Annotated in this window: 16 protein-coding genes and 1 pseudogene; 5 read left to right on the top strand and 12 right to left on the bottom strand. The window is 62.7% G+C overall.

What is annotated here, in order from left to right; all coding sequences use genetic code 11:
• The first annotated feature begins 312 nt into the window (after nucleotides 1–312).
• From ABD05_RS28430 to ABD05_RS28415, 4 genes are read left to right on the top strand one after another with little or no spacing between them, the layout of a single operon-like run.
• Nucleotides 313–987, top strand: a complete 675-nt coding sequence (locus ABD05_RS28430; RefSeq protein ID WP_047903271.1) for a hypothetical protein — start codon at nucleotides 313–315, stop codon at nucleotides 985–987.
• Nucleotides 984–2027 carry a hypothetical protein gene (locus ABD05_RS28425; RefSeq protein ID WP_148669156.1) on the top strand — a complete coding sequence of 348 codons (1044 nt, stop codon included), beginning with the start codon at nucleotides 984–986 and terminating at the stop codon, nucleotides 2025–2027. Before ABD05_RS28430 ends, ABD05_RS28425 begins: the two co-directional genes overlap by 4 nt.
• Nucleotides 2024–3658: a Dyp-type peroxidase gene (locus ABD05_RS28420; RefSeq protein WP_047903270.1), complete on the top strand. Its 1635-nt coding sequence runs from the start codon at nucleotides 2024–2026 to the stop codon at nucleotides 3656–3658. The genes ABD05_RS28425 and ABD05_RS28420 overlap by 4 nt, the downstream gene beginning before the upstream one ends.
• Before the next feature lie 14 nt (nucleotides 3659–3672).
• Nucleotides 3673–5019 (top strand): cytochrome P450 family protein, encoded by a 1347-nt coding sequence (locus ABD05_RS28415; RefSeq protein ID WP_053059988.1) that lies wholly within the window; start codon nucleotides 3673–3675, stop codon nucleotides 5017–5019.
• Nucleotides 5020–5173: 154 nt separating this feature from the next.
• On the opposite strand, the gene qhpG is transcribed toward ABD05_RS28415, so the two are convergent.
• From qhpG to ABD05_RS28380, 7 genes are all read right to left on the bottom strand, one after another.
• The gene (gene qhpG, locus ABD05_RS28410; protein WP_047903269.1) at nucleotides 5174–6709 is read right to left on the bottom strand and encodes a flavin-dependent monooxygenase QhpG; all 1536 of its coding nucleotides are present in this window, start codon (nucleotides 6707–6709) and stop codon (nucleotides 5174–5176) included.
• Nucleotides 6706–7866, bottom strand: coding sequence for a radical SAM/SPASM domain-containing protein (locus ABD05_RS28405; RefSeq protein WP_238594142.1), 1161 nt, complete (start codon nucleotides 7864–7866; stop codon nucleotides 6706–6708). Before ABD05_RS28405 ends, qhpG begins: the two co-directional genes overlap by 4 nt.
• Before the next feature lie 241 nt (nucleotides 7867–8107).
• Nucleotides 8108–8971, bottom strand: coding sequence for a hypothetical protein (locus ABD05_RS28400; RefSeq protein ID WP_047903267.1), 864 nt, complete (start codon nucleotides 8969–8971; stop codon nucleotides 8108–8110).
• Nucleotides 8961–10397: a hypothetical protein gene (locus ABD05_RS28395; RefSeq protein WP_047903266.1), complete on the bottom strand. Its 1437-nt coding sequence runs from the start codon at nucleotides 10395–10397 to the stop codon at nucleotides 8961–8963. Before ABD05_RS28395 ends, ABD05_RS28400 begins: the two co-directional genes overlap by 11 nt.
• A 9-nt stretch (nucleotides 10398–10406) precedes the next feature.
• The gene (locus ABD05_RS28390; protein WP_047903265.1) at nucleotides 10407–11924 is read right to left on the bottom strand and encodes a ferritin-like domain-containing protein; all 1518 of its coding nucleotides are present in this window, start codon (nucleotides 11922–11924) and stop codon (nucleotides 10407–10409) included.
• Nucleotides 11925–12137: 213 nt separating this feature from the next.
• Complete coding sequence (locus ABD05_RS28385) at nucleotides 12138–14129, bottom strand: flavin monoamine oxidase family protein (protein WP_047903264.1); 1992 nt, start codon at nucleotides 14127–14129, stop codon at nucleotides 12138–12140.
• Between the two features lie 33 nt (nucleotides 14130–14162).
• Nucleotides 14163–15359: an FAD-dependent oxidoreductase gene (locus tag ABD05_RS28380; protein WP_047903867.1), complete on the bottom strand. Its 1197-nt coding sequence runs from the start codon at nucleotides 15357–15359 to the stop codon at nucleotides 14163–14165.
• Between the two features lie 325 nt (nucleotides 15360–15684).
• On the opposite strand from ABD05_RS28380, the pseudogene ABD05_RS36875 reads away from it, so the two are divergent.
• Nucleotides 15685–16113, top strand: a pseudogene (locus ABD05_RS36875) (transposase family protein); the annotation flags it as partial.
• Nucleotides 16114–16288: 175 nt separating this feature from the next.
• Here ABD05_RS36875 and ABD05_RS28375 read toward each other — a convergent pair.
• The 5 genes from ABD05_RS28375 to ABD05_RS39560 form a co-directional block, all read right to left on the bottom strand.
• The gene (locus ABD05_RS28375; protein WP_047903263.1) at nucleotides 16289–17056 is read right to left on the bottom strand and encodes a glycine betaine ABC transporter substrate-binding protein; all 768 of its coding nucleotides are present in this window, start codon (nucleotides 17054–17056) and stop codon (nucleotides 16289–16291) included.
• A 67-nt stretch (nucleotides 17057–17123) separates the two neighbouring features.
• Entirely contained in the window at nucleotides 17124–18260 is a 1137-nt protein-coding gene (locus tag ABD05_RS28370) for an L-dopachrome tautomerase-related protein (RefSeq protein WP_082146285.1), read from the bottom strand.
• Nucleotides 18261–18388: 128 nt separating this feature from the next.
• Entirely contained in the window at nucleotides 18389–18691 is a 303-nt protein-coding gene (locus ABD05_RS28365) for a response regulator transcription factor (protein WP_238594191.1), read from the bottom strand.
• A 107-nt stretch (nucleotides 18692–18798) separates the two neighbouring features.
• Entirely contained in the window at nucleotides 18799–19401 is a 603-nt protein-coding gene (locus tag ABD05_RS28360) for a helix-turn-helix domain-containing protein (protein ID WP_148669155.1), read from the bottom strand.
• Nucleotides 19402–19726: 325 nt separating this feature from the next.
• Complete coding sequence (locus ABD05_RS39560) at nucleotides 19727–20065, bottom strand: DUF3331 domain-containing protein (protein ID WP_158361684.1); 339 nt, start codon at nucleotides 20063–20065, stop codon at nucleotides 19727–19729.
• Nucleotides 20066–20074 lie beyond the last annotated feature (9 nt).

The following is a 20074-nucleotide window of genomic DNA, read 5'->3' as shown; positions in this document are numbered from 1 at the left end:
CACAAAAGTCCCATTGATACCGGCCTCCGCAAGTTCTCCGTAAAGTGTTTATCTTTTGTGCGCGGACATGACCTCGTTTTTTTGCCGAAAAAGATGAGAAGAAACCATTTTTAATTGCTCATAAAAAAGTCGTTGCCGACGAATTTCACTGTGCTATTCTCACCGCCAAGGAGTGCTGCGGCTTCAAACTCCGAAAACCTGAAAACACGTTATATGACGGGACCGGCTGCCAAAGCCTGTCCGCCGAAAAAGCAAACGACCAACCTCCCCGTTCCGCGATCGCGCCGGTGAGGGCCTGACGGGAGACGGGGCATGTCGAATGTTGCTGGCAAAGCCTATGGCATGAACGTCGTGACGCCGATGCCGCCGCATCGGACGTGGATCAACCGATTCATCTTCATGATCGCGCGGGCGCTGCCCGCCACGCTGACCGGACTGATCGGTCTATCGATCATCCATTTTGCGCGCTGGGCCATCATCCGCCGAAAAGACTGGCCCGATCTCGGCCAGCCCAAGTCCGATCTGAAAAACGATTACATGCTGTTCATCAGCAACTTCAACGGCACCTGGGATCAGTATATCGACGCCTTTTCGGACGGCATTCCGAGTGGCCTTGACCTGTTCTGGTATGCCAGTACCAAATATCCGCATTCCATTCCGATCACGCCGTTCAAGAATTACATTCGCGCGAATCAGATCGATACCGACTACTACTACAACGCAACGCCCGGCGCCGCTCAACGCGACATCAAGGCCGCATTGCGTGTGCGGTCGAATTTGGTCACGCTCGCGGATCAATATGCGACGTTGTCCCCCGATGCTTTTGCGCAAGCCTATCGCGCAATGCTCGTCGCCGTGCAGAACGATCTCGGCACGCACGGCTTCGCGCCCGTCGCGTCGAACGACACGGCCAACGCCGATACCAACCGCCAGCCCTTCGTCGATCGGGCCTGGCCCAAGAGCAAGGCAGGAGGCACCCAATCGTGAACCTTGACGGTGGTCATTATTTCCTTACCGTGCTGTCGCCGGTTCGGGTCGAGCCGTGGAAGGACAACGACGGCAACGTGACGTCGCCCACGTCGTCGCTGCGCCAGGTGCTCGCCACGCTGCCGACTGCGATGCAAAGTAAGGCATGCGAGGCCGGCGGCCGTAACAGCCCGTTCTCGCGCTCCCACAGCACGCACTTCGCCCGCTTCGCGGTGATTGACCAGCCGGCCTTCAACGGTCGCGTGCCGGTCGACTCGCTCGTCGACGCGATCCGGAAAACCAATCTTCTCGAGGATCAGCACGTCGACAACCTATCGACGTCGTGGCTGCTCCTGAGCGTGGATTTCGATCCCGCGCCCAGTCACGCCAGCGACAACGACGGCGGCCTGCACGATTATCTCGTCAGCTTGTGGAATGTGATGCGCGACGAGCTGAGCGCGGTCTATCGACATTGCTACGGCTTCGAGGCCGTCGGCACCGGCGACGAATTCGCGCATTACATCAAGCGCTGCCAGGTCGAAACGACGATGCCGTTCAACGATTACTGGATCACGACGCCGCCATTCCTGTCGCGGTCGATTTCGATTCCGAAGATTGGCGCGGCGATCGCGGTTTTCACGCTGGTGGTGACGCTCATCGTAGCGATGGTGGCGGGCAAATTGGCATGGCTCGCGCTGCCCGTAGCGCTCGCGTTGGGCATCTACGGCGCTTATCGGTACGTGATGAAGTGCGGTGAAGTACCGTTCGATACCGCGCCGTTCTCCGATCTGCGCTCGGTGCTGAAGTCGTTGTATCTCCAACAGAATTTCGCGCGCTTCGCGATCGATCACCAAGGCGACGATCCGGCGAGGCTTCACGCGGCGTTCGGCGATTTCCTCAAGGCGCACCGCCCCACTGACATCGTGAGCCCGACCCAGCCGCCGGGCGTCATCGACACCGACGTTCCTGCCGCCGACAGAGTCGGCCCGAGCGTCAGGGCAACCGTTCCCGCCGCCGCCATGGCCAACTCGAACGAGGCACCAGGGGTGACCCAGTCATGACAGAGCAACAGTACGACGTCGATCTCGATCTCGCCGATATCCAGGGCAACATCCTCACCGCATATGGCCGTCAGGGCTTTCCGAAAGGACGCTTCATGCTGCTCAACGTGCGTAACGCCGCCAGGGGACGCGCGTTCGTCGAGCATATGCGCCGGAAAGCGACCACCGCGATGCGATGGCCTTCCCTTCGTCATCCCACGTTGAGGCCCACGGGCAAGGTCTCGGTGGAGCGGCCGGACGTGACGATCAACCTCGCATTCACGTTCTGGGGGCTGGTCGCGCTCGGCGTGCCGACGCGCACGCTGCGCGGAATGCCCGACGATTTCATCGACGGCATGGCGGCACGCGCATCGATCCTCAGCGACGACGCGACCGACTGGGACCCGGTCTGGAACCAGTCGGAAACGAAGGACCCAAGGAACCAGCCGCACATTCTCGTGATGCTCAATGCGCGGATGCAGGATGACGGCACCGCTGTTCCCGGTTTGCAGACGGTCACCGACGAGATCATCGGCTGGTGCACACATGCCGACAGCGGCGTTGCTCTGTGCGTGGGTCATCGTGGCTCGGACGAGCGCTGGCAGGATCTGTCCGCGATCACCCGGGAATTCGGCGGCAAGATCGTGGCGACGCCCGACGAGCATTTCGGCTTTACCGACGCGATCAGCGATCCGGTCTTCGACGGGCAGGTGCCCGGCAACAGGAAGGTCGCGATGGAAGCGGCCGTCGGCCAGGGCAAGGTGGACGGCCAAGGCAACTGGTCGCCGCTCGCGCGCGGCGAGTTCCTGCTGGGTTGGCCGGATGAAGCGCAGGAAATCCCCGGCGCCGCGATGCCGCTCGATTTCAGCCGCAACGGAACGTTCTTCGCGTATCGCAAGCTGCATCAGGACGTGAGCGGTTTTCACGGCTGGATCGACAAGACGGCGGACCAGCTGAATGGGCTTTGGCGCCTCGGGTCGCAAGACGAAGCGAAGCAGACACTGATGGCAAAAATGGCCGGCCGCTGGCAGGACGGGGTGCCGCTGATGGCGGCGTCGACCTTTGCCGAATGGCAGGCCTTCAACGCCCAATACCCGCTTTTCGACAAGGACAAACCAGGCGAGCTCAATCCGGAACGGTCGCGCCGCCTGGTCGATTTCGTCTATCGCGGCGATCTCGATGGCCTGCGCTGCCCAATGGGCGCGCATACGCGCCGCATGAACACGCGCGACCTGCTCGATCCGCACGTCGGCGACGACAATCCGGCCAACCGTGCCGGGTCCGCGCTCAACAACCGCCGGCGCATCCTGCGCCGCGGTCTTCCATACGGCAGCAAGGACGACGCCCACGGCGAGCACGGGATCGTCATGCTTGCGGTCTGCGCGAACCTGTCGCGCCAGTTCGAGTTCGTTCAGCAGCAGTGGCTGAACTACGGCCTCGATTTCAATCTCGGCAACGACACCTGCCCGCTCGTCGGCAGTCATGCGCCGAATGCGCGTTACGTGATCGCGGCCGATCCGAAATCGGGCAATCCGCCATTCATCGCGAGCGGCATCCCGAACTTTGTCGAGACGCGCGGCGGCGACTACTTCTTCATGCCCAGCATGACGGCATTGCGCCTGATCGGCATGGGCCTGACCGATCCTACCTGACGCGGAGCGGGCCGATGTCCTTTGCTTTTGCATCGAACCTGTTCCATGCGATCGCGCTCGAAGCCCACTCGCTGGGCAAGGGTGTGCTCGCCGGCGACGAGATCGCGGCGAAGCTCGCGAGCGGCAGCGGCGATCTCGCGGCGCGGCTGAAAGCCGTGCTGACGGATCCTGCCGGCCAGCGCTCGGTATTCACGTCACTGCGCGCGTTCGCGCCCAATATCGCCACGGACAAGACGTTCGTCACCGCCTATCCGTGCGACGGGTCGGTCATCGTCACCCTGGCGGCAGACGTGCGCGAGGTGCTCGATCGGCAAGGCGACTTCGAGGTCGTCTACGAGCCGAGGATGCGCAAGATCACTGGCGGCCCGAATTTCTTCCTCGGGATGCAGGATGGCGCCGAGTATCAGCTCAACGCGTCGATCATGCGACTCGCCGCGCAGCGCGGCGACGTGGTCGACATCGTCGTCCCGAAGGCGCGCGATGCGGCCCGGCGGATCGTGGCCGCGCATCCGCACGAGATCGATCTGCCGCAGGTGCTGACCACGGTCGTGCCCGCACTGATGGTGCGGGAGTATTTCGGCGTCGATACCGCGTCTGTTCCCGATCTCGTCGAATGGACGACCGCGATGTTCTGGTATCTGTTCGCCGATCTGCAAGGCGATCCGGTGGTGGAAAGCAAGGCGCTCGATTACGCGGGCCAATGCCTGAGCGCGATCGATGCGGCAATCACCAGGCTCGACGCGAACCCCGGCGGCCCCGTCACCGTGCTGAAGCGCGCGGTTGCACTGCGCGATGCCGGCACGGGCGGATTCGGCGGCGCCGGTATTCGCAACAACATGATCGGCCTCGTGATTGGCGCGATTCCGACCATTTCGAAGGCGTGCGTGCAGGCGCTCGACGTGCTGCTCGATCATCCGGACATGCTCGCGCAGGCCCAGGCCGCGGCGGCGCGCGGCGACGAGCAGGCGGTCGGCTCGATCCTTTTCGAGGCGCTGCGGTTCAATCCGGTCAATCCGGTGATCTATCGTCGCGCAACGCGTGACTGCGAGATCGCGTCGGGCACGACGCGCGCGTGCCAGGTGAAGAAAGGCGCGATGGTGTTCGCGTCGAACCTGTCCGCGATGTTCGATGCGGCCGTGGTCGACGATCCGGACGCGTTCCGCACCGACCGGCCTTGGGACATCTATATCCTGTGGGGCTATGGCCTGCATCGCTGCTTTGGCGATGCGATCAATCGCGCAATCATTCCGGCGCTGATGACGCCGCTGTTGGCAGGCGCGCCGCTGGCGCGCGCCGACGGCGCTGCGGGGCGGCCGGATACCGAAACGCCGTTCCCGCAACATTTCACGGTCATGCGATGAACCAAAAATTGAGGTGCTGCGGGGAAAGCCAGGATGGCGGCTGCAGTTGTTGAACGCCTAAGAATGGTGTCGGAACGAAAACGAGTCGGTCAACAAAACGGGGGAGCCGCGATCGTTCCGGCCGCGCTGAGCGCGTTCGCCTGAATCAGGAATCCTATGATGGTTGGATAGGTATTCCCGCGCTGAAGACAGCGGGCTCGACCATTTGCTTGCTCCACAGCCATTCGAGCAGCTGTTGCGCCCTGGCCGCTTCCATCGATCTGCCGAGAAACGCAATCAGCTCGAGCGGATGCGTTGCCCGCGTCAGCATGTCGAGGAGCGGAAACAGCGCCACGCCATTCCAGAACGCGACGGGTCGATCAAGACTCGGATGCTGCAAGGCAGGATGCGCGGTGACGCGGTCGCCGGTCGCGCAAGGCACCACGACAATGCCGGTATTGCGGGCGAAGCGGATCGGACTGTGCAAGGGCAACGGAGGCGCGGGCTCGCTGGGCTGGGGCTGGTTCGACGGCACGTGCGCCAATTCGTCTTGCAGCGCGTGCGTCATGAGGCCTACGCGCGCCGCGGTTTCGTCGCCGAGCGAGGACGTCGCAACCGTATCGGACGTCAATGCGGGCGTCGAGCGCAGGCGCCAGAAAGGCGATTCGGCGCACCATGCCTGACGGTAGTACCCGGCGGTCCATGCGAGGTGACGCGCCGCGCTTTCGATCAGGCGCGATTCGTAAAAGCGCTGCGCCAGTTCGTGCTCCGAGGCATCGCTTGCCCGGCACCACGTGTTGATCGCGATAGCGGCCTGGAGCGAGAAGCGCATCGCCTTCTCGACGCCCGAGGATGAGATCGGGTCGAGCGCGAAGGCCGCGTCGCCGAGCTTGATGCGTCCGTCCTGCCAGGAGAGCGCGTCGACGTAGGGCGTCGATACGCACATGCGCGGCGAATCGCACCAAGGCAAACCTGCAATGTCCTTGAACAAGGCGCTTCGCGTGCAGGCGTTGCGCAAGACAGACTCCGGCTCGCGTTCGAGCGCGTCGTCCCGCGCGGAGGGATCGAACGTGAACATGACGCGGTAACGGCCGCCCGGCAGCGCAGCGCCCCACATCCATCCGTTATCGAGCGCTTCCACGCGCGTGGCGGCATCGGCATGCGCAGCCGGTGTTTCCATCGCGGCTTCGGCCCATACCGTGGACAGCCGAGGCGCGTGCAAGCGCTGCGGCTCGCGCCGGCTCTGCCGGCCCTGGGCATCGAGCAGCACGTGCGCCTCGACGTTCCGCAGCCCGTCGGGCGTAGCGATTTGCACGCGCCAGGCACCGGGCGCTCCGCCGACTTGCGCGAGGCTCGCCGGCCGCAGCACTTCCACGCCGCGCGCCACGGCCAAGCGCAGCAGCGCCGCATCGAATGCGGCGCGCTCCACGACGGCGCCGTCGTGCGCCACCGTCTCGATCGATTCGCTCGTCCAACGTACGCGCGTGGGCTTGCCTGCGAGGATGGGAACGGATTCGAGCACCTCGTCCGCGTCGAGGTAGCCGATGATGTTTCTGACACCCGGCGTCAGCGCTTCCCCGATCTGCGGACGAGGCCATAACGGGCTTCGCTCGACGAGCAGCACGCGATGCCCGAGATGGTTCAAGCGAAGCGCCACGCACAGGCCCGCGGGACCTGCGCCGGTCACGAGCATGTCGAACGTGCGATTCACGCCGTTCCCGCACCACTGGACGACGCGCCAGGCGAACCGGCAAACCAGGCCGGCGCATAGCGCGCGAGCCTGCCGTGCGCGCCGATTGCATAGTGCAGCCAGCCGCGGATGTAATCGCAGGCGCTGCGTCCGCGCTCGAGGACCTCGTGATGGCATCCGCCGCCGCAAAGATAGCGCGCCCAGCATGCATTGCAGGGCTGTTGCTTGTGCACGTGACGCTCGGCGAGCCAGATCGTCTGGCGCGCCTGATCGACGCCCGTGGAGAGATGCCCCATGACGCCGGCCTCGTCGCCGACGAAGCGGTGACACGCCGCCAGCTCGCCATCGGCGGAGACGCCGAAATACCCCGCCCCTGCGCCGCACGGATACGGCCGATGCGTGCCGCGCTGGATTTCGCGCAGCGCGTTCTGCATGTTCGAGAACGGGTAGCGCTCCCCGCGCATGACCTTTTGCTCGAACGCGAGCCCGCAGGCGATCATCCCTTGCAGCATGTCTGCCATATCGTCCGGGCCCATTTCCGCGCGGCCGTTCGAAGCGCGCAGCAGCGGCGAGAAGCCGACGCTGTGGAACCCCATGTCGACGAAAGTATCGAGCGTGCTCGGCAAGTCGAGATTGAACGGCGTGACGGTCACGCGCGCCGAGACCTGCATGCGCCGCTGGCGCGCAAGCAACGGCGTCACGCGCTCGACGATGTGATCGAACGAGCCCATGCCGCCCTTGAACGGACGCAAGCGGTCATGCACGGGCGCGGGGCCGTCGAGGCTGACGGTGACAGCGAAGCCGTGCTCTTCGAAGAACGCCCCGTCGTCTTCCTGCAGCAGACTGCCGTTCGTCGTCACTGAAAATTGGCATCGGATTCCGCGGGCATCGGCGCGCTCCCGCGCGTGGACCGTCGCCGCGCGCAGCACCGCGCGATTGGCGAGCGGCTCACCGCCCATGAATGCAAGATTGATCTTGCCGCCCTCGCTCGCCTGCTCGATCAGCAGGTCGACTGCCGCAAGCGCGGTTTCGAGCGGCATGTTCTTCGCCTTGCCGCCAAATTCCCCTTGCTGGGCGTAGCAATAGGTGCAGCCGAGATTGCATTTCTGCGCGACGGCAAGCGACAACGCGTGCACCGGCATCTCGGTCAAAGGCTCGTCGTCGATCGCCGGGCGCATGTCGAGCCCGCGGCTCGCGACCAGCGACGCGACGGCCTGCGCATCCCCGTCCTCGAGCGCGGCCTGAAACGCGTCATGCAGATCGTGCGGCACATGAAACAGGCGGCTTCCGTTCACGAGCAACAGTTGCGCGCCCTCCGCATCCTCGACCACGTGGATCCCGGGATGCCGCGGGCGCGACGCCTCGACGATGCGCGCCGCCATCGCCGACGCCAGCGGCGCGAGCGTCTCGACGGCGGGGTCAGGTTTCATCGGCATCCTTGCCGCGGATCACGAACTGCAGATCCTCCTGCCAGGACCGGAACAGATCGTCGTAGGACCACAACCGCGTGTCGACGCGATTGTCCGGCACGTACGTGCCCGTGCGGCGCTTGGCGAGCCACATGTCGCCGCGCGCCAGCCCGTCGTCGCCCGGCTCGACATTGACGAAGTCGGGTCGCGACGCGGCCCAGTAGTAGCACGCGCATTCGCGATAGTCGTTCTGCCAGGGCGCGCAGAGGCCTTGCGTCAGCTCGCCCGGCTTCAGCATCTCGAGGTTGAAGCTGGCGGTGTCGCCCTCGAAAAAGCGCCTCAGCGTGAGCGTCGCCTTCAGGGTCTCGGTTTTGCCTTGGTCGTAGTACACCTCTTCCAGGGCGTTCTCGTGAGCCGTGAATTCGCATTCGACCGACTTGCCCTGCAAATGCACGATGCGGGCGATGGAGTTCGACCACTCCATGAACGACACCGCATGGGGATTGGGCGCGCTCGCCAGCGTGACAGGATCCCCGTCCGGCAGCACCGGCCCTTTCGTGAGGACCATCGTGCCGACCTTGTGGCCGTCGAAGCTCAGCAGGCGGCGCGTCTTGAGATACTCGTAGCCGCGCTCCGCATCGACGACGTAGTTGTTGTTCTCGACCAGGGTGATGCCGACGAATGCGCGCCGCCAGAGATTGCGGAAATCGAACTCCAGGCCCGGGAAGCAATTCGAAATCGCCGTGCGCGGCATCGCCGACGCAGGGTTGCCCACGCCGCGATGGTGAATCTGCGCGGTCAGGTTGGACGCGCGGATCTCCCCGTTGCCGGGCTGCTCGAGGTCTTTCGGAACGTTCGGATCGTTAGCCGACATGCTTGTCTCCCTTCGGATCAGGTTGTCCGAACATCGCGTCTCGCGCCGCCTTGATCACAAGGTTGATGTGGCGGCGCGTGAGCGTCAGGCTACGGCCATCCGCCCCGCGCATCAGGGCCGGCATCTTGCGCAAGCCCTCGGCGGTCAGGTCGCCGATCTCCTCGGGCTGGCGCAGCAGCTTGGCGAACCACGGCGCGCCACCCGCCGCCAGCGTGCTGAACACGCGCTCGTGCAGCGCACGCAGCGCGAGATTGTCGACGATCGATTCGGCGGCGATCGGCTCGTAATAGCGCTCGAAGTCGGCCGTGTTCTGCCGCACCATCGTGCTCGCGACGTTGAGCCTTCCGTTGACCGGGTTGCCGTTCATGACGGCGGTGTTCATGAGGCGGATCGTTTCGAGCGCACGCAGGACGATCTCCGTGGCTTCGTCGATCGATACGCTCTCTTCCGGGACGTGGATGCCGTGGAGAATCTGCTCCATCTCGTCAGACACCACGCGCACCGGCATGGTATCGGGCGCATAGGCCGGCGGCCCGGCGCCGATATAGCCGTGCGCGCGCAGCGTGGAGCCGTCCTTCCTCGTCAGCACGACTTGCACGTGGCCATCGCATTCGTCGTCGAGATAGCCCCAGCTGACTTGATTGCCATCCTTGTCGGCGTATCCGGCAAAAATCTGCGCGGGGTTGGTCGGCGCGGGATGCGCCTTCGTGGGGCCACCCGCCTCCCTGAAGCCGAGCCACTTGCCGGGCGTCTCGGCGTAGAGCAGGAGATCGTCGCGATCGATGACGGGATCGGGCTTCAGCTCGTCTTCGCGTTCCTTGTCCGAGGTGCGGCGCACCAGCCGCGTGCCGTACACGATACCGGCGGCAGGGGTGTAGCGCAGGCGGATCTCGGGGAACTGCGCCGTCGGCTTGACGAACTGGACGTGGCCGAGCGGAAGATACCGCCCCTGGCGAAAGTGCTCGCAATGGCCTTGCATCGCGTGCCGCTTGTGATCCTTGAGGCCGGTCAGGTTCGCGTGGATCTTGTCGTTCGCGTCGTTGGTGCGGCGGTAGATCTTGATGTTGCCCAGATGGATATCCCAATGCAGGGCGTCGAGATCGAGTTGTTCCGTCGCGAGCAATTGCAGCGTGAGCGGCTGCAGCGTATGGGGCGCCTCGCTCGTGCGCGCAAACACTTCGAGAAAAGGCGCGACAGGCCGCACCTTCCTGTTCTCGTCCTTGAAGCGAATCGTGTCGGGCACATAGGCTTTCACGATCTCGCCGCTTTCGGGATCCACCTCCAGCGTGGTGCACGGCACGATGCGTCGAAAGTCGAGCGGGTTGTCGGGATCGACGACGAGGTCGAACGCTTCCAGCGGCGTCGCCGCAGCGCCCAGCCTGCCGACCGCGATGGGCGGCAAGATCCGGAGTTCCAGTATCGGCATGTGCGGCTCCTAGAGTAGCGCCAGGTCGACGTCGCCGGACAGGATGCGCCTGGCGACAGCGGCCAGGTTCTTGTCGGCTTCGCGCAGACTGAGCAAATACGGATGGCGCGCGGCATCGGTCCTGGCCAGCAAGGCCACCACGAGGTTCTCCGAGGCCGCGAGCAGATCGAGGTGCCCGCGCCAGCGGTTTGCCTCACCGAACGGGCTGTTGAGCGTATAGGGCATCTGGAACGGCGGCCCCGCGAGCGACGCGTCCGGCTCAATCGACACGCGCGACTGCATCAGGATCTCCGAGAGCGCGCGCAGGTTGTACATCTCGCCGAACGCCGCATTGACGATCGTGCCGCGCGGCGTGAACTGCCCGGCCGCAGTGAGCCCGCCGTAGAGCGTGAAGCTGTGGATCAGGTACTGCAGCAGCATGCGGTAGCGCAGGTTGAACAGCGACGCCCACAGCTGGGTCACCGGCTCGGTGATGGGCGTCACGGGTGCGCCGCCCTGCTCCGGCTCGAGCTCGGGGTCGAGCGCCACGTAGGGATTGACCGCGACGGGCCGCGAAGGCCGCCAAGTGTCGACTACCTTCGCCGCGTGCAGCTCGGCCGCCGCTGCCGGATAGGCTTCCGTCCAGGCTTCTTCGAGAAAGTCGTCGGGGCGTGCGGCAAGCCAGATGTCGACGCCGCACAGCTCGCCTTCGAGGACCGCAAGCATCTCGACATAGATCCGCAAAAAGCGCACGAAATGCGAGGGATCCTTGCCGTGGGGCGCCTCCCCTTGCTTGGAGATTTTATCCAGCGCGTTCACCGCGTCGTCGCGCGAGGTGGCGGGCATCACGAGCACGTCCGGCGTTCCGCCTAGAGAGCGACCGCCGCTGCTGCCCCGGTGGCCGCCCTTGTACCCGCGTCCCCATTCGGCGAAATCCGCCTGGCAGCGGTAGGTGTCGGCCTGGAAGACATCATCGGGCAGGTGGTCCCTGACGAGCGGAATCAGCGTATGAAACAGCTCGGCGACCTTATGAGGCCTGGATGCCTGCTTTCCGACGCGTCGGCGGATATCCTTGCCCAGCTCGCCGCCGTCCCAATCGAGCGGCGCCTCCGTATAGACGTATTTCGCGAGCGAATCCAGCGTCAGCGGTTCGAGCATGAAAGGGAACGGATAGAACGGCGTATCCCACGGGTAATCGTCACGCTCGAAATGCAACGGCGAGCCGATCAGACGCAGCACGTTCTGCACCGTGATCAGGTGGCCCATCTCCTCCTTGGCGATGCCGAGGATGGTTTCCTGCCAACTGCGGACCGTGTCGCGAAACGCCGCCGGCACCTGCGGCCCGCCCAGCGAATAGCCGGCGTACAGATACTGCACCATCAGGCAATGCTCGATTTCCGCGTCGATGGACAGCAGATAGGTGACGTAGTCGCGCGTCGAGAGCTCATGCTTGATGGAATAGTCTTCGGCGACCGGCTCGCCAAGCGCAAGCCGCTCCAGGGATGAACCGCCGGGCGCGAGATGCCGCCACAATCTGAGAGATTGCATTGCCGCTCCTTATTACCTGCGTCTGAAAAAGAGGGTCGTGCAGAACTACAGGGAATGGCTGGTACTTCGGTATTGATGCGCGCCAAACGTCTTTCGACTAGCCGCGCGGTCGTTCGAGCGGGCGCGTCACCGCCCCTCCCGCTCGTCTTTCTCGGCTCCGGCTCTCCGTAGAGATCCGCGGCACGTTTGACTGCGACCGCATGCGCCGAACAATCAGATTGGCCGGCAGATGAACGGGTATTCGGAATCATCGATCAACGGCTCGATGTCGAAGAAATCGTTGAGCACCGATTCCGCCGTGCAATAGGCGCCTTCCACCCAAGCCTGATCGTTTGAGTAGCATTCCCCTACGATAAAGACGGGCGCATCCTTGCCGTCAATCAGCTGCGACGGCTTGCGTATTTTTTGCTGGACGTCGGCAACGTCGTAGTGCGCAGCCCACGCATGGTAGCCCGCACGGAACGGCGGCAGCGACCAGTCGACATAGGCCGCCTCGAGCGGCTCGGGCACGTCCGCAAAGTCCGAGTTCGGCCCAAAGTGCAATTCCGCCAGCTGCTTTCGCAGCATCTTGACCATTCTGTCGGGCACCTTGCGCGGCCCGATCAGGGGTTGGATATCGTCGGCGATCGGCACATGCCGCTCTTCGTTCGGCCCGAGCTCCAGCTCGCGCCAGAACGTCGTGAAGGTTTCGTCGTCGTAGGAAGCCAGCAGGCCGTAGACCGGCTTTGTATTCTTGTCAGCCGCGTTATTGCCGAAGTAGACCACCATGCGGATCGGCGTGTCGGTCACGCTCGGTCCCATGGTGTTGCGCTTTGCGACGGCGAGCAGCAACGTTTCCTGCTTGACGGTCATCCGCTCGTCGGCAGCTTCTTCCACAGCCTTGACCAGCTCGTCGGCGCTCGCGAACTGGACATTCAGGATCGTGTCCGAACCGGACATCGCCTGCACGAACACGGGCGGAAAGTCCTGCTCCTTGAGCGACGCGATCACGGCATCCGTTACTTCATAGCCGTTGATCTTTGGCGGATAGGGCGTAACCGGGTCCAACCACCATTCATTCTCGAAGAACATGCCGACCTTGTAAGACGGTTGCATGATGGCCGACTCGAGATAGAGCTTGACCTTCTGGTCGTTCAGGACGTCCAGTCCGCCCCGATCGTCATAGCGGGAGCCCTGGGCAACCTGTTCGAGCGCCGCGCGCGGCATGGCCAGCCAGGCGGCCGACGTGGTCTGACGGGCAGCCTCCCGGTAGGGATCTTCCCGCTTCGCGATCGTGTAATGGACGACGCCGTCCTCGACATGGATGGAGCGCAGCCGCTGGTTCGGGTAGTACTGAAGCGTGACGCCTCGCTGCCTCGCCAACTGCTCAATGGCCGCAAACAATGCGTGAAACATGCCCGAGTAGCCGGTCGTCAGCGTCATGTACTGATTGCCCGGCGTGAATTCGTTGTTCGACTCGAAGGCGACCGCGGCATTCCAGTTGATCACGTTGGACGAGTATCCGTTGCCGTCCGCGGCGTACTGATAGCCTTCCGAGCCGAGCTGGTCGTACATCAGGTTCCAATAGCCGATGTCCTTGAGCAAATCGCCTTTCTGGAAGATGGAGCTCGACGGCAGTTCGGCCGTGATGCGGCCATGCTGATAAAACGCGTCCCACTGCTTGCGTGTGCTCGGACCACTGGTGCTCGTGACCGACAACGCTTCGACGACGGCGAAGCCCTGGTCGGGCGTGGTCGCGGCACCAAAGTTGTTGGCCGCGTACGGCGCCGGCGTGCGCGAAGAAATATCGTTTTGATAGAGATTCCTGGCGCGCAGGTAGTAGAGGGGATTGCTCGATTCGTTGAAAGGCACGGCATAGCGGTCGAGCCCGAGCTTGGCGATCACCGTCGTGACCAGCCGGTGGCCCTGCGCTTTACCGTCGTTTTTGCCGTTCCATTGCGAATAGCGCATGCCGCCCAACTCGAGGTACGAATGGTCGGGATTGTTCTGGTAGTGCCAGGTGCAGACCCGGGCACCGGGTGCACGGGTGCCCCGAAATTCCTTCGAAAAATCGTACTTGCCCCAGTCGAAGAGTTCCAGGACGTCGCCCTGCTGCAACTGCCGATGCGGATCGCCCCCCGCTCGCGTCCGGCCATTCAACAGTCGCCAGGCCGTGTATAGACCGGCGGCACCGCACCCGAAGATCGAATAGGTCTTGCTTGCCATGGTGTCCTGCTCCCGTAGATGCCCGGCCTGCGCTCAGGCCAGCTTGTTGAAATAGCGGCTGCCGGTGGAGAAGTGCGAGATGTCGAATGGGGTATGACCGTCCAGGGTCAACTGGCAAAGAATTTCGCCTAGCAGCGGAACGAACTTTCCGGCCCAGCCGGTCGCATAGATGACGATGTCGCGGTGGTTCTGCACATAGTCGGGCGCGAAGTCGATCAGCAATTCCTTGTTCGCAATCTTGCTGAGTGCAACGAGGCAGGTCGACGTGAAGCGCGGAACCGGCTCGAGACCATCCATATGCTCGCCGACCCACTCGGCCGTGAACGCGAGCTCCTGAGGATTCGGAATGGGCGTGCGCTGATCGGGGGACGTCAGCGGCGCGAGGACGAAATCGGAGGCGACACGGATATAGCCTGGGTAATTCCAGGCTACCTCCGGGAAGCCGTAGAACTGATTGCCGTTGTCGCCCACCGGGTTCTGGAAAACGAACCAGGTGGGGTACTGGATATCCGGCCGAGTCTTGCGGTAGTAGGCCGAGGCCATATTCCAGTAGGTCGCCGCGATACGGAACCCCAGCAGCTTGAACACGTCGTCGGCATAGGGGCCCGGCGTCAGCACCAGCTTTTCGGCACTGAAGGTCCCAAGCGGAGTCTTCACTTCAAATAGGCCCTGCCGACGCTCGATGCCGATGACCGGCGCCTCCTGCAACAGCTGCACGAAGGGGGAGCGCTGATTCCAGTCGAGCAGCGTCCGCTGCGTGGCCGCGAGATCGATGCTGGCGCCCTGGGCCTGAAATAGTCCCGTATACGTCGACGGCAGATTGCGAAAGTGAAAACGCCTCTCCAATTCGCGCGCATCCAGCGTTTCATAGGCAACCCCTTCGGCCTTCAGCGCTTGCTCGGCGGCGGGGATATTGCCCTCTGTCGACTTGACTGACGGATCGCCGAACCACAAGGTGCCGACCGTGTCCATGAGCGGCAGCGGCGTCAAGCCTTGCAACTCGTCCCAATAGGGGATCGACTGCTTGACCAGCTTGACCATGTAGGCGTCGGGATAGGGAATGCGGAACTGGCGCGACACGCCAGCCGAGCTGCCAAGCTGGTTCACGAAGGTGAACTGCTCGAGCACCAGCGTCCTGGCCTTGCGCTTGCCGAGATGGTAGGCGGTCGATAGGCCCATGGGCCCTCCACCGACAACGATGACGTCATAGCGATGCGTTGTGTCGTGCATGTTGGGGCTCCAGGGCATCCGGAAGCACATCGATTTCAGCGATCCGCGAGATCACGGTCCTGATTGATGCAGCAATGGCCGAGTCGCTAAGTCGAGCTTCAGAGAGGCTTTGAAAAGCGGGATTGAATACGCCAATTTCATGCGTGGGGATGCGTCGTCGTCCGTATCACGCTTAGCCAGCCGCTGCGGTCGAATTACATGCCTGGCCACGGATGTGAGCAAGCTGGCAATCCTGACAGGAGGTTGAGATCTCAATCCCGGTTCGTCGCGACGAATCAGGGTTTCCTCCAATGTTCTTATGGATGATGTAGATGTGGTACATGAGAAGGTTTACCAGCCGCGGGCGCGGCGTGCTTGCCTGGGTGAACTGGTGCAGATCGACGGTAGAGATCATCGGTGGTTCGAGGAGCGGGCGCCAGCCTGCACGTTGCTGGTGTACGTGGACGACGCGACGAGCCGACTGATGATGCTGCACTTCACGCAGACAGAGTCCACTTTCAGCTACTTCGAGGCAACGCGGGCATATCTGGAGCGCTACGGCAAGCCGGTGGCGTTCTACAGCGACAAGTACAGCGTGTTTCGCAGCCCGAACGCGGGTAAATCAGGCAGCAGCGTCACGCAATTCGGCCGGGCGATGTACGAGCTGAACATCGACACGTTCTGCGCGAACAGCAGTTCGGCCAAAGGGCGTGTCGAGCGTGCACACCTGACGCTGCAGGACCGATTAGTCAAGGAGATGCGATTGCGCCGGATCAAGCCGGATCAACACGGTGGCCGACGCCAACGCTTACGCGCCCTCCTTCATGGCTCCGCGGCGCCCCATTCACTCCAGTACCGGGATCGCCCCGTTTGCACCAGCTCGACCAGGCGCCAGCCCACCTCCACGATCTCCCAAATCATCCCGCAAACGGATCATTCAACAGCGGCACTCAGGTGGCGCGAAGCCAAACATCGGCTGCCTCGAGGGGCGTCTTGCCTTCTCGGCAGACGAGGTAGTCGAGCTGGCTGACTGCCTCGTTGCCGAGCGTTAGCGATGCAAGCGTGCCGAGCAATTCAGAGCTGAGCCGTTCTACACAACCGCGGTGAGCAATCAGTGTCGCGCGATCCGCGCCGCGCAGGAGCCCGAGCGGATCGCGCAGCTCGCGAATGCGATATCTTGCATGCAAGAACTGCGGCCGCCAAAGCGGCAAAACTACCCAAGCACGGCGCTCCACGGCGTCCTCGAAGCGCCGATAGCACGCTTCTTCGTCGCCAGTTTGGAACTGGTAGCCGTCTGCATCAAGTTGGTAGCGGTGCACAATCTCCCGCGAGAACCTGCTGATACCGGCACCCGGATTGATGCCGCGTATCTGTTTCTCCATACGCCTGACGACTTCAGGTCGCTTCAGGTCTCGAATCTCGGCAACCTCGTCTTCCGGCACGTAATCCGGTACACCCCATATGCAATACGGCTCATAGAGTACCCCAAGGGAATAGGTATCTGCAGCGTATGGCCGCAGATAATCGCCATGACTGTCCGGCAGCCATGCGGATACCAGCATGTCCACACGGCTTTCGCCATAACCTCGAAACATCGCCTCGTGCGGCTCGGCGGAAGTAATCACCCTGTGTCCCGCACGTTCGAGCAGGCGCTGCACAACGGCAGCGCTTGCAGCGTGAAAGCTCAGGTCAATGTGACCGAGACGGATTGTGCTCATGGGTGCTCCCGAATTGACGAACTAAAACTCTGGTCGACTGATCCTCGACGTCGACGCCATACAGATCTCACAGCTTTAGCTTGTAGAGATGAATCGGCATCTTCATGGTGGACCGGCCGTTATTGAACACCGCCGCACCATCAAGTTGCGCTGCGGGCAGATAGATATTCCCTTTGCCGTCGAGAAACGGCGCATCGACCCAGCGAAGGCGGCTGTCACGTGCGACCAACGCAACCGACCCGTCAGGACTGCGACGCATTAGCGCGTTCTCATCGAGCTGCGTGTAGTACAGCGTGCCGTCCCGTGCCATCGCCGTTCCGCCCACGGCCGGAAGATCGAACCATTTGACGACATGCTGGGCAAGCTGTGCGTCGGCAAGCGTTTCGTCATCCAGATAGCGCGTTTCGATCCGATACATCGGGCCCGAGAGCGGTGCGAAATAGAAGTATCGGCCGTCCACGCTAAGTTCGAGGTCGTCGGCATTGACATGCAGCGGCGCGCCATCCGGCGCGCTCAGAACTTTGCCGTTCACGACGATGAGATCTTCAGGGCGCGCCTTCGTAAAGTGCTCATCATCAAAGCGGCGTCTCACCGCCCCACTGTCGAGATTGAGCACCATAAGTGCGCCCGCTCCTGCGTCCGTAAGATACGCGCGCCGACCGTTGAGCCGGATGTCGTCCACATATGAATTCGCACGCAGAGCCGCAGCAGGGATCGGATAGATCCTGAGCACCTTGTCATCATTCGCGTCGACATGAACAACCTTCGCGCCGCCGGGAACAATCGCACCGCCGAACAATGGTGCGCCGGTATCGACCACCCAGAAGGAACCATCTGCATCCACGTGTAGCGCATTGACACTCACGAATGTGTGCGTTGCATCAGCCCCGGGTCGCCAACTGTTCCATTCGCGCGATGGCCAGGGAATGAGCGCGCCGTCCGGCTCGGCCACGGCGACGGCCGGCCCAATATTGCCTGCCCAAATGGGGGCGCTTACGATGATGCGGCTTCGCGAGTCGACCGCGACGGCGTTCCATGGCATCTGCGAAGACGTCCTGACTGTCTCGAGCTGCGCGGCAACCGTACGCGACGGATCATCGGGCGCACCCGCCGAAGCCGCCAGCGCGGCGAATAGCACGCCGGCACCGCAAAGGGATCTGTAAAAGAACACGATCGAACGCAAGATTGCCTCCGCCAGTTGCATGTACACGACCAAGTATCGTTCGATGCCGCGCTTCCGTCTTGGATCAGATCAGCACACTTTGAACGAAATGCATGGCGCCCCCCTTCCCGGCTTACGACCGGCAGACCGCGTTATGGCGCTCGCAATATTCATATGGACTCCAGCACATACTTCAGCCATCCTGAGAGCAGTGCGAGATCGAACGGTTTCTGCAGCAATGCAAGACCACCGGCGTCGACTGCTCGCCGGGCCATCTCGGCCGTCGCATAGGCCGTGATGAAGATGACTGGCGGTGCGTACCCGCCGGTCAGAAGTTCACGATGTAACTCAATGCCAGACATCCCAGGCATGCAGACATCTGCTATCAAAAACGCGATTTCGCGAACGCTGGCGCAGTCGAGAAGCGACCGAGCCGAATCAAACGTATCCACTCGCCACCCCGACGAACGCAAAAAACTCGACAAAGCAAGCCGAACAGCCTCGTCGTCGTCAACGATACAAATCGTCTTTCCAGTGCGCAAGACAAGGACCTCTCGCCGAACGGAGCTACCCGCCGTGCCTAGTCATCCGGGCGTGTGCCTGCAGTTTCCGTGGTTGTCGCGGATACAGTCTCGAGGCAGACGCGTCGCCATTGTCCCGGTGGCATGCCGAATCTCGCCGAGAACACACGTGTGAAGTGACTCTGATCGGCAAAGCCACAAGTCCCTGCAATCTCGGCGATGGAATTGCGAGCGTCACGCATAAGCGCCATGGCTGCCGCCAGGCGTTGCGACATAAGCCAGCGATGCGGCGTCGTACCTACCGATTCGCGAAACGCCCGGACGAAATGATTGACCGAGAGATCGCACTGTGCGGCGACATGTCCCACACAAATATCCTCGTTCAAGTGCGTACTCATATAGTCCTGCGCCCGTCTCAACTGCCACGGTGCCAGCGCGCCGCGCGGCGGCCGCGAATCTCGAGCACGACCGTAAGTGCGGATCACATGTTCGCGTAGCGCCAGCACAAGATGGCGAGTCAGGTCTTCGCTCCCGTTCCGCCGGTCATCGAGCACGAAGACGAGAATCTCACTCAACAGGCGAGTCACCGCCTCTTCATTGGTCCGGCTCGGCGGCTCATCCGCCATGATGTCACTTCTTGCGATGCCACCATTGGTCGACATACTCTTGTTCCGTCCCGTCGTGATAGCCAGCACATTCGGCAACGAAATCGCGAGTCGCACGTCAAGCGCAATCGACTGCCGCCGCTCAGTAAAGGCACGATAGCGCAACGCGAACACGCGAAGGGCCGCTCAATCCACGTGAATCAGGCAGAGGATCCACCCGGATTCAAAGTTATAGCCGGCACGGGTGGAATACCAGCCTACGTTCGAATGGACGTAACGCGCCGAATGGTGAAGTCACCATACTCGGGTATGAGCCGTCGAACTAACCGCGCGGGATTGCCACTTGTGTATTGCCGTCGCTCCGCAGACCAGCATCTGGCGCTCAGACAGCGTGAATCGCAATCACGTCGGCTCGAATCATCGAGTGTGCGTTACGTGGCCTGGCGGCACGACGACTGAGTGGCCGAAACACACTGTCGCCACGGTTGATCGGTCGCCCGGAAAGCGCGCAGCGCCCTCCACGAGCGGCCTTGCCCACGATCCACTTCTGCTCTTCGTAGTTGCACTCCGTGGCATCGTGCCACGACAGCGAAATGGTCGTTGCATCAAGCTGCTCAAGGAGCACGATCGTTGGAACCGCGCCGGCCGACGACCCACGTTCGGGTGATTGCACGCGTGCCGCCAATACCCTGTGTTCACATTGGCTCACGGAGAACAACATTCGCAGCGT

It is taken from the genome of Burkholderia pyrrocinia, from assembly GCF_001028665.1.
In the GTDB taxonomy this organism is placed as follows: Bacteria; Pseudomonadota; Gammaproteobacteria; order Burkholderiales; family Burkholderiaceae; genus Burkholderia; species Burkholderia pyrrocinia.
This window is presented reverse-complemented; position numbering and strand designations above follow the sequence as displayed.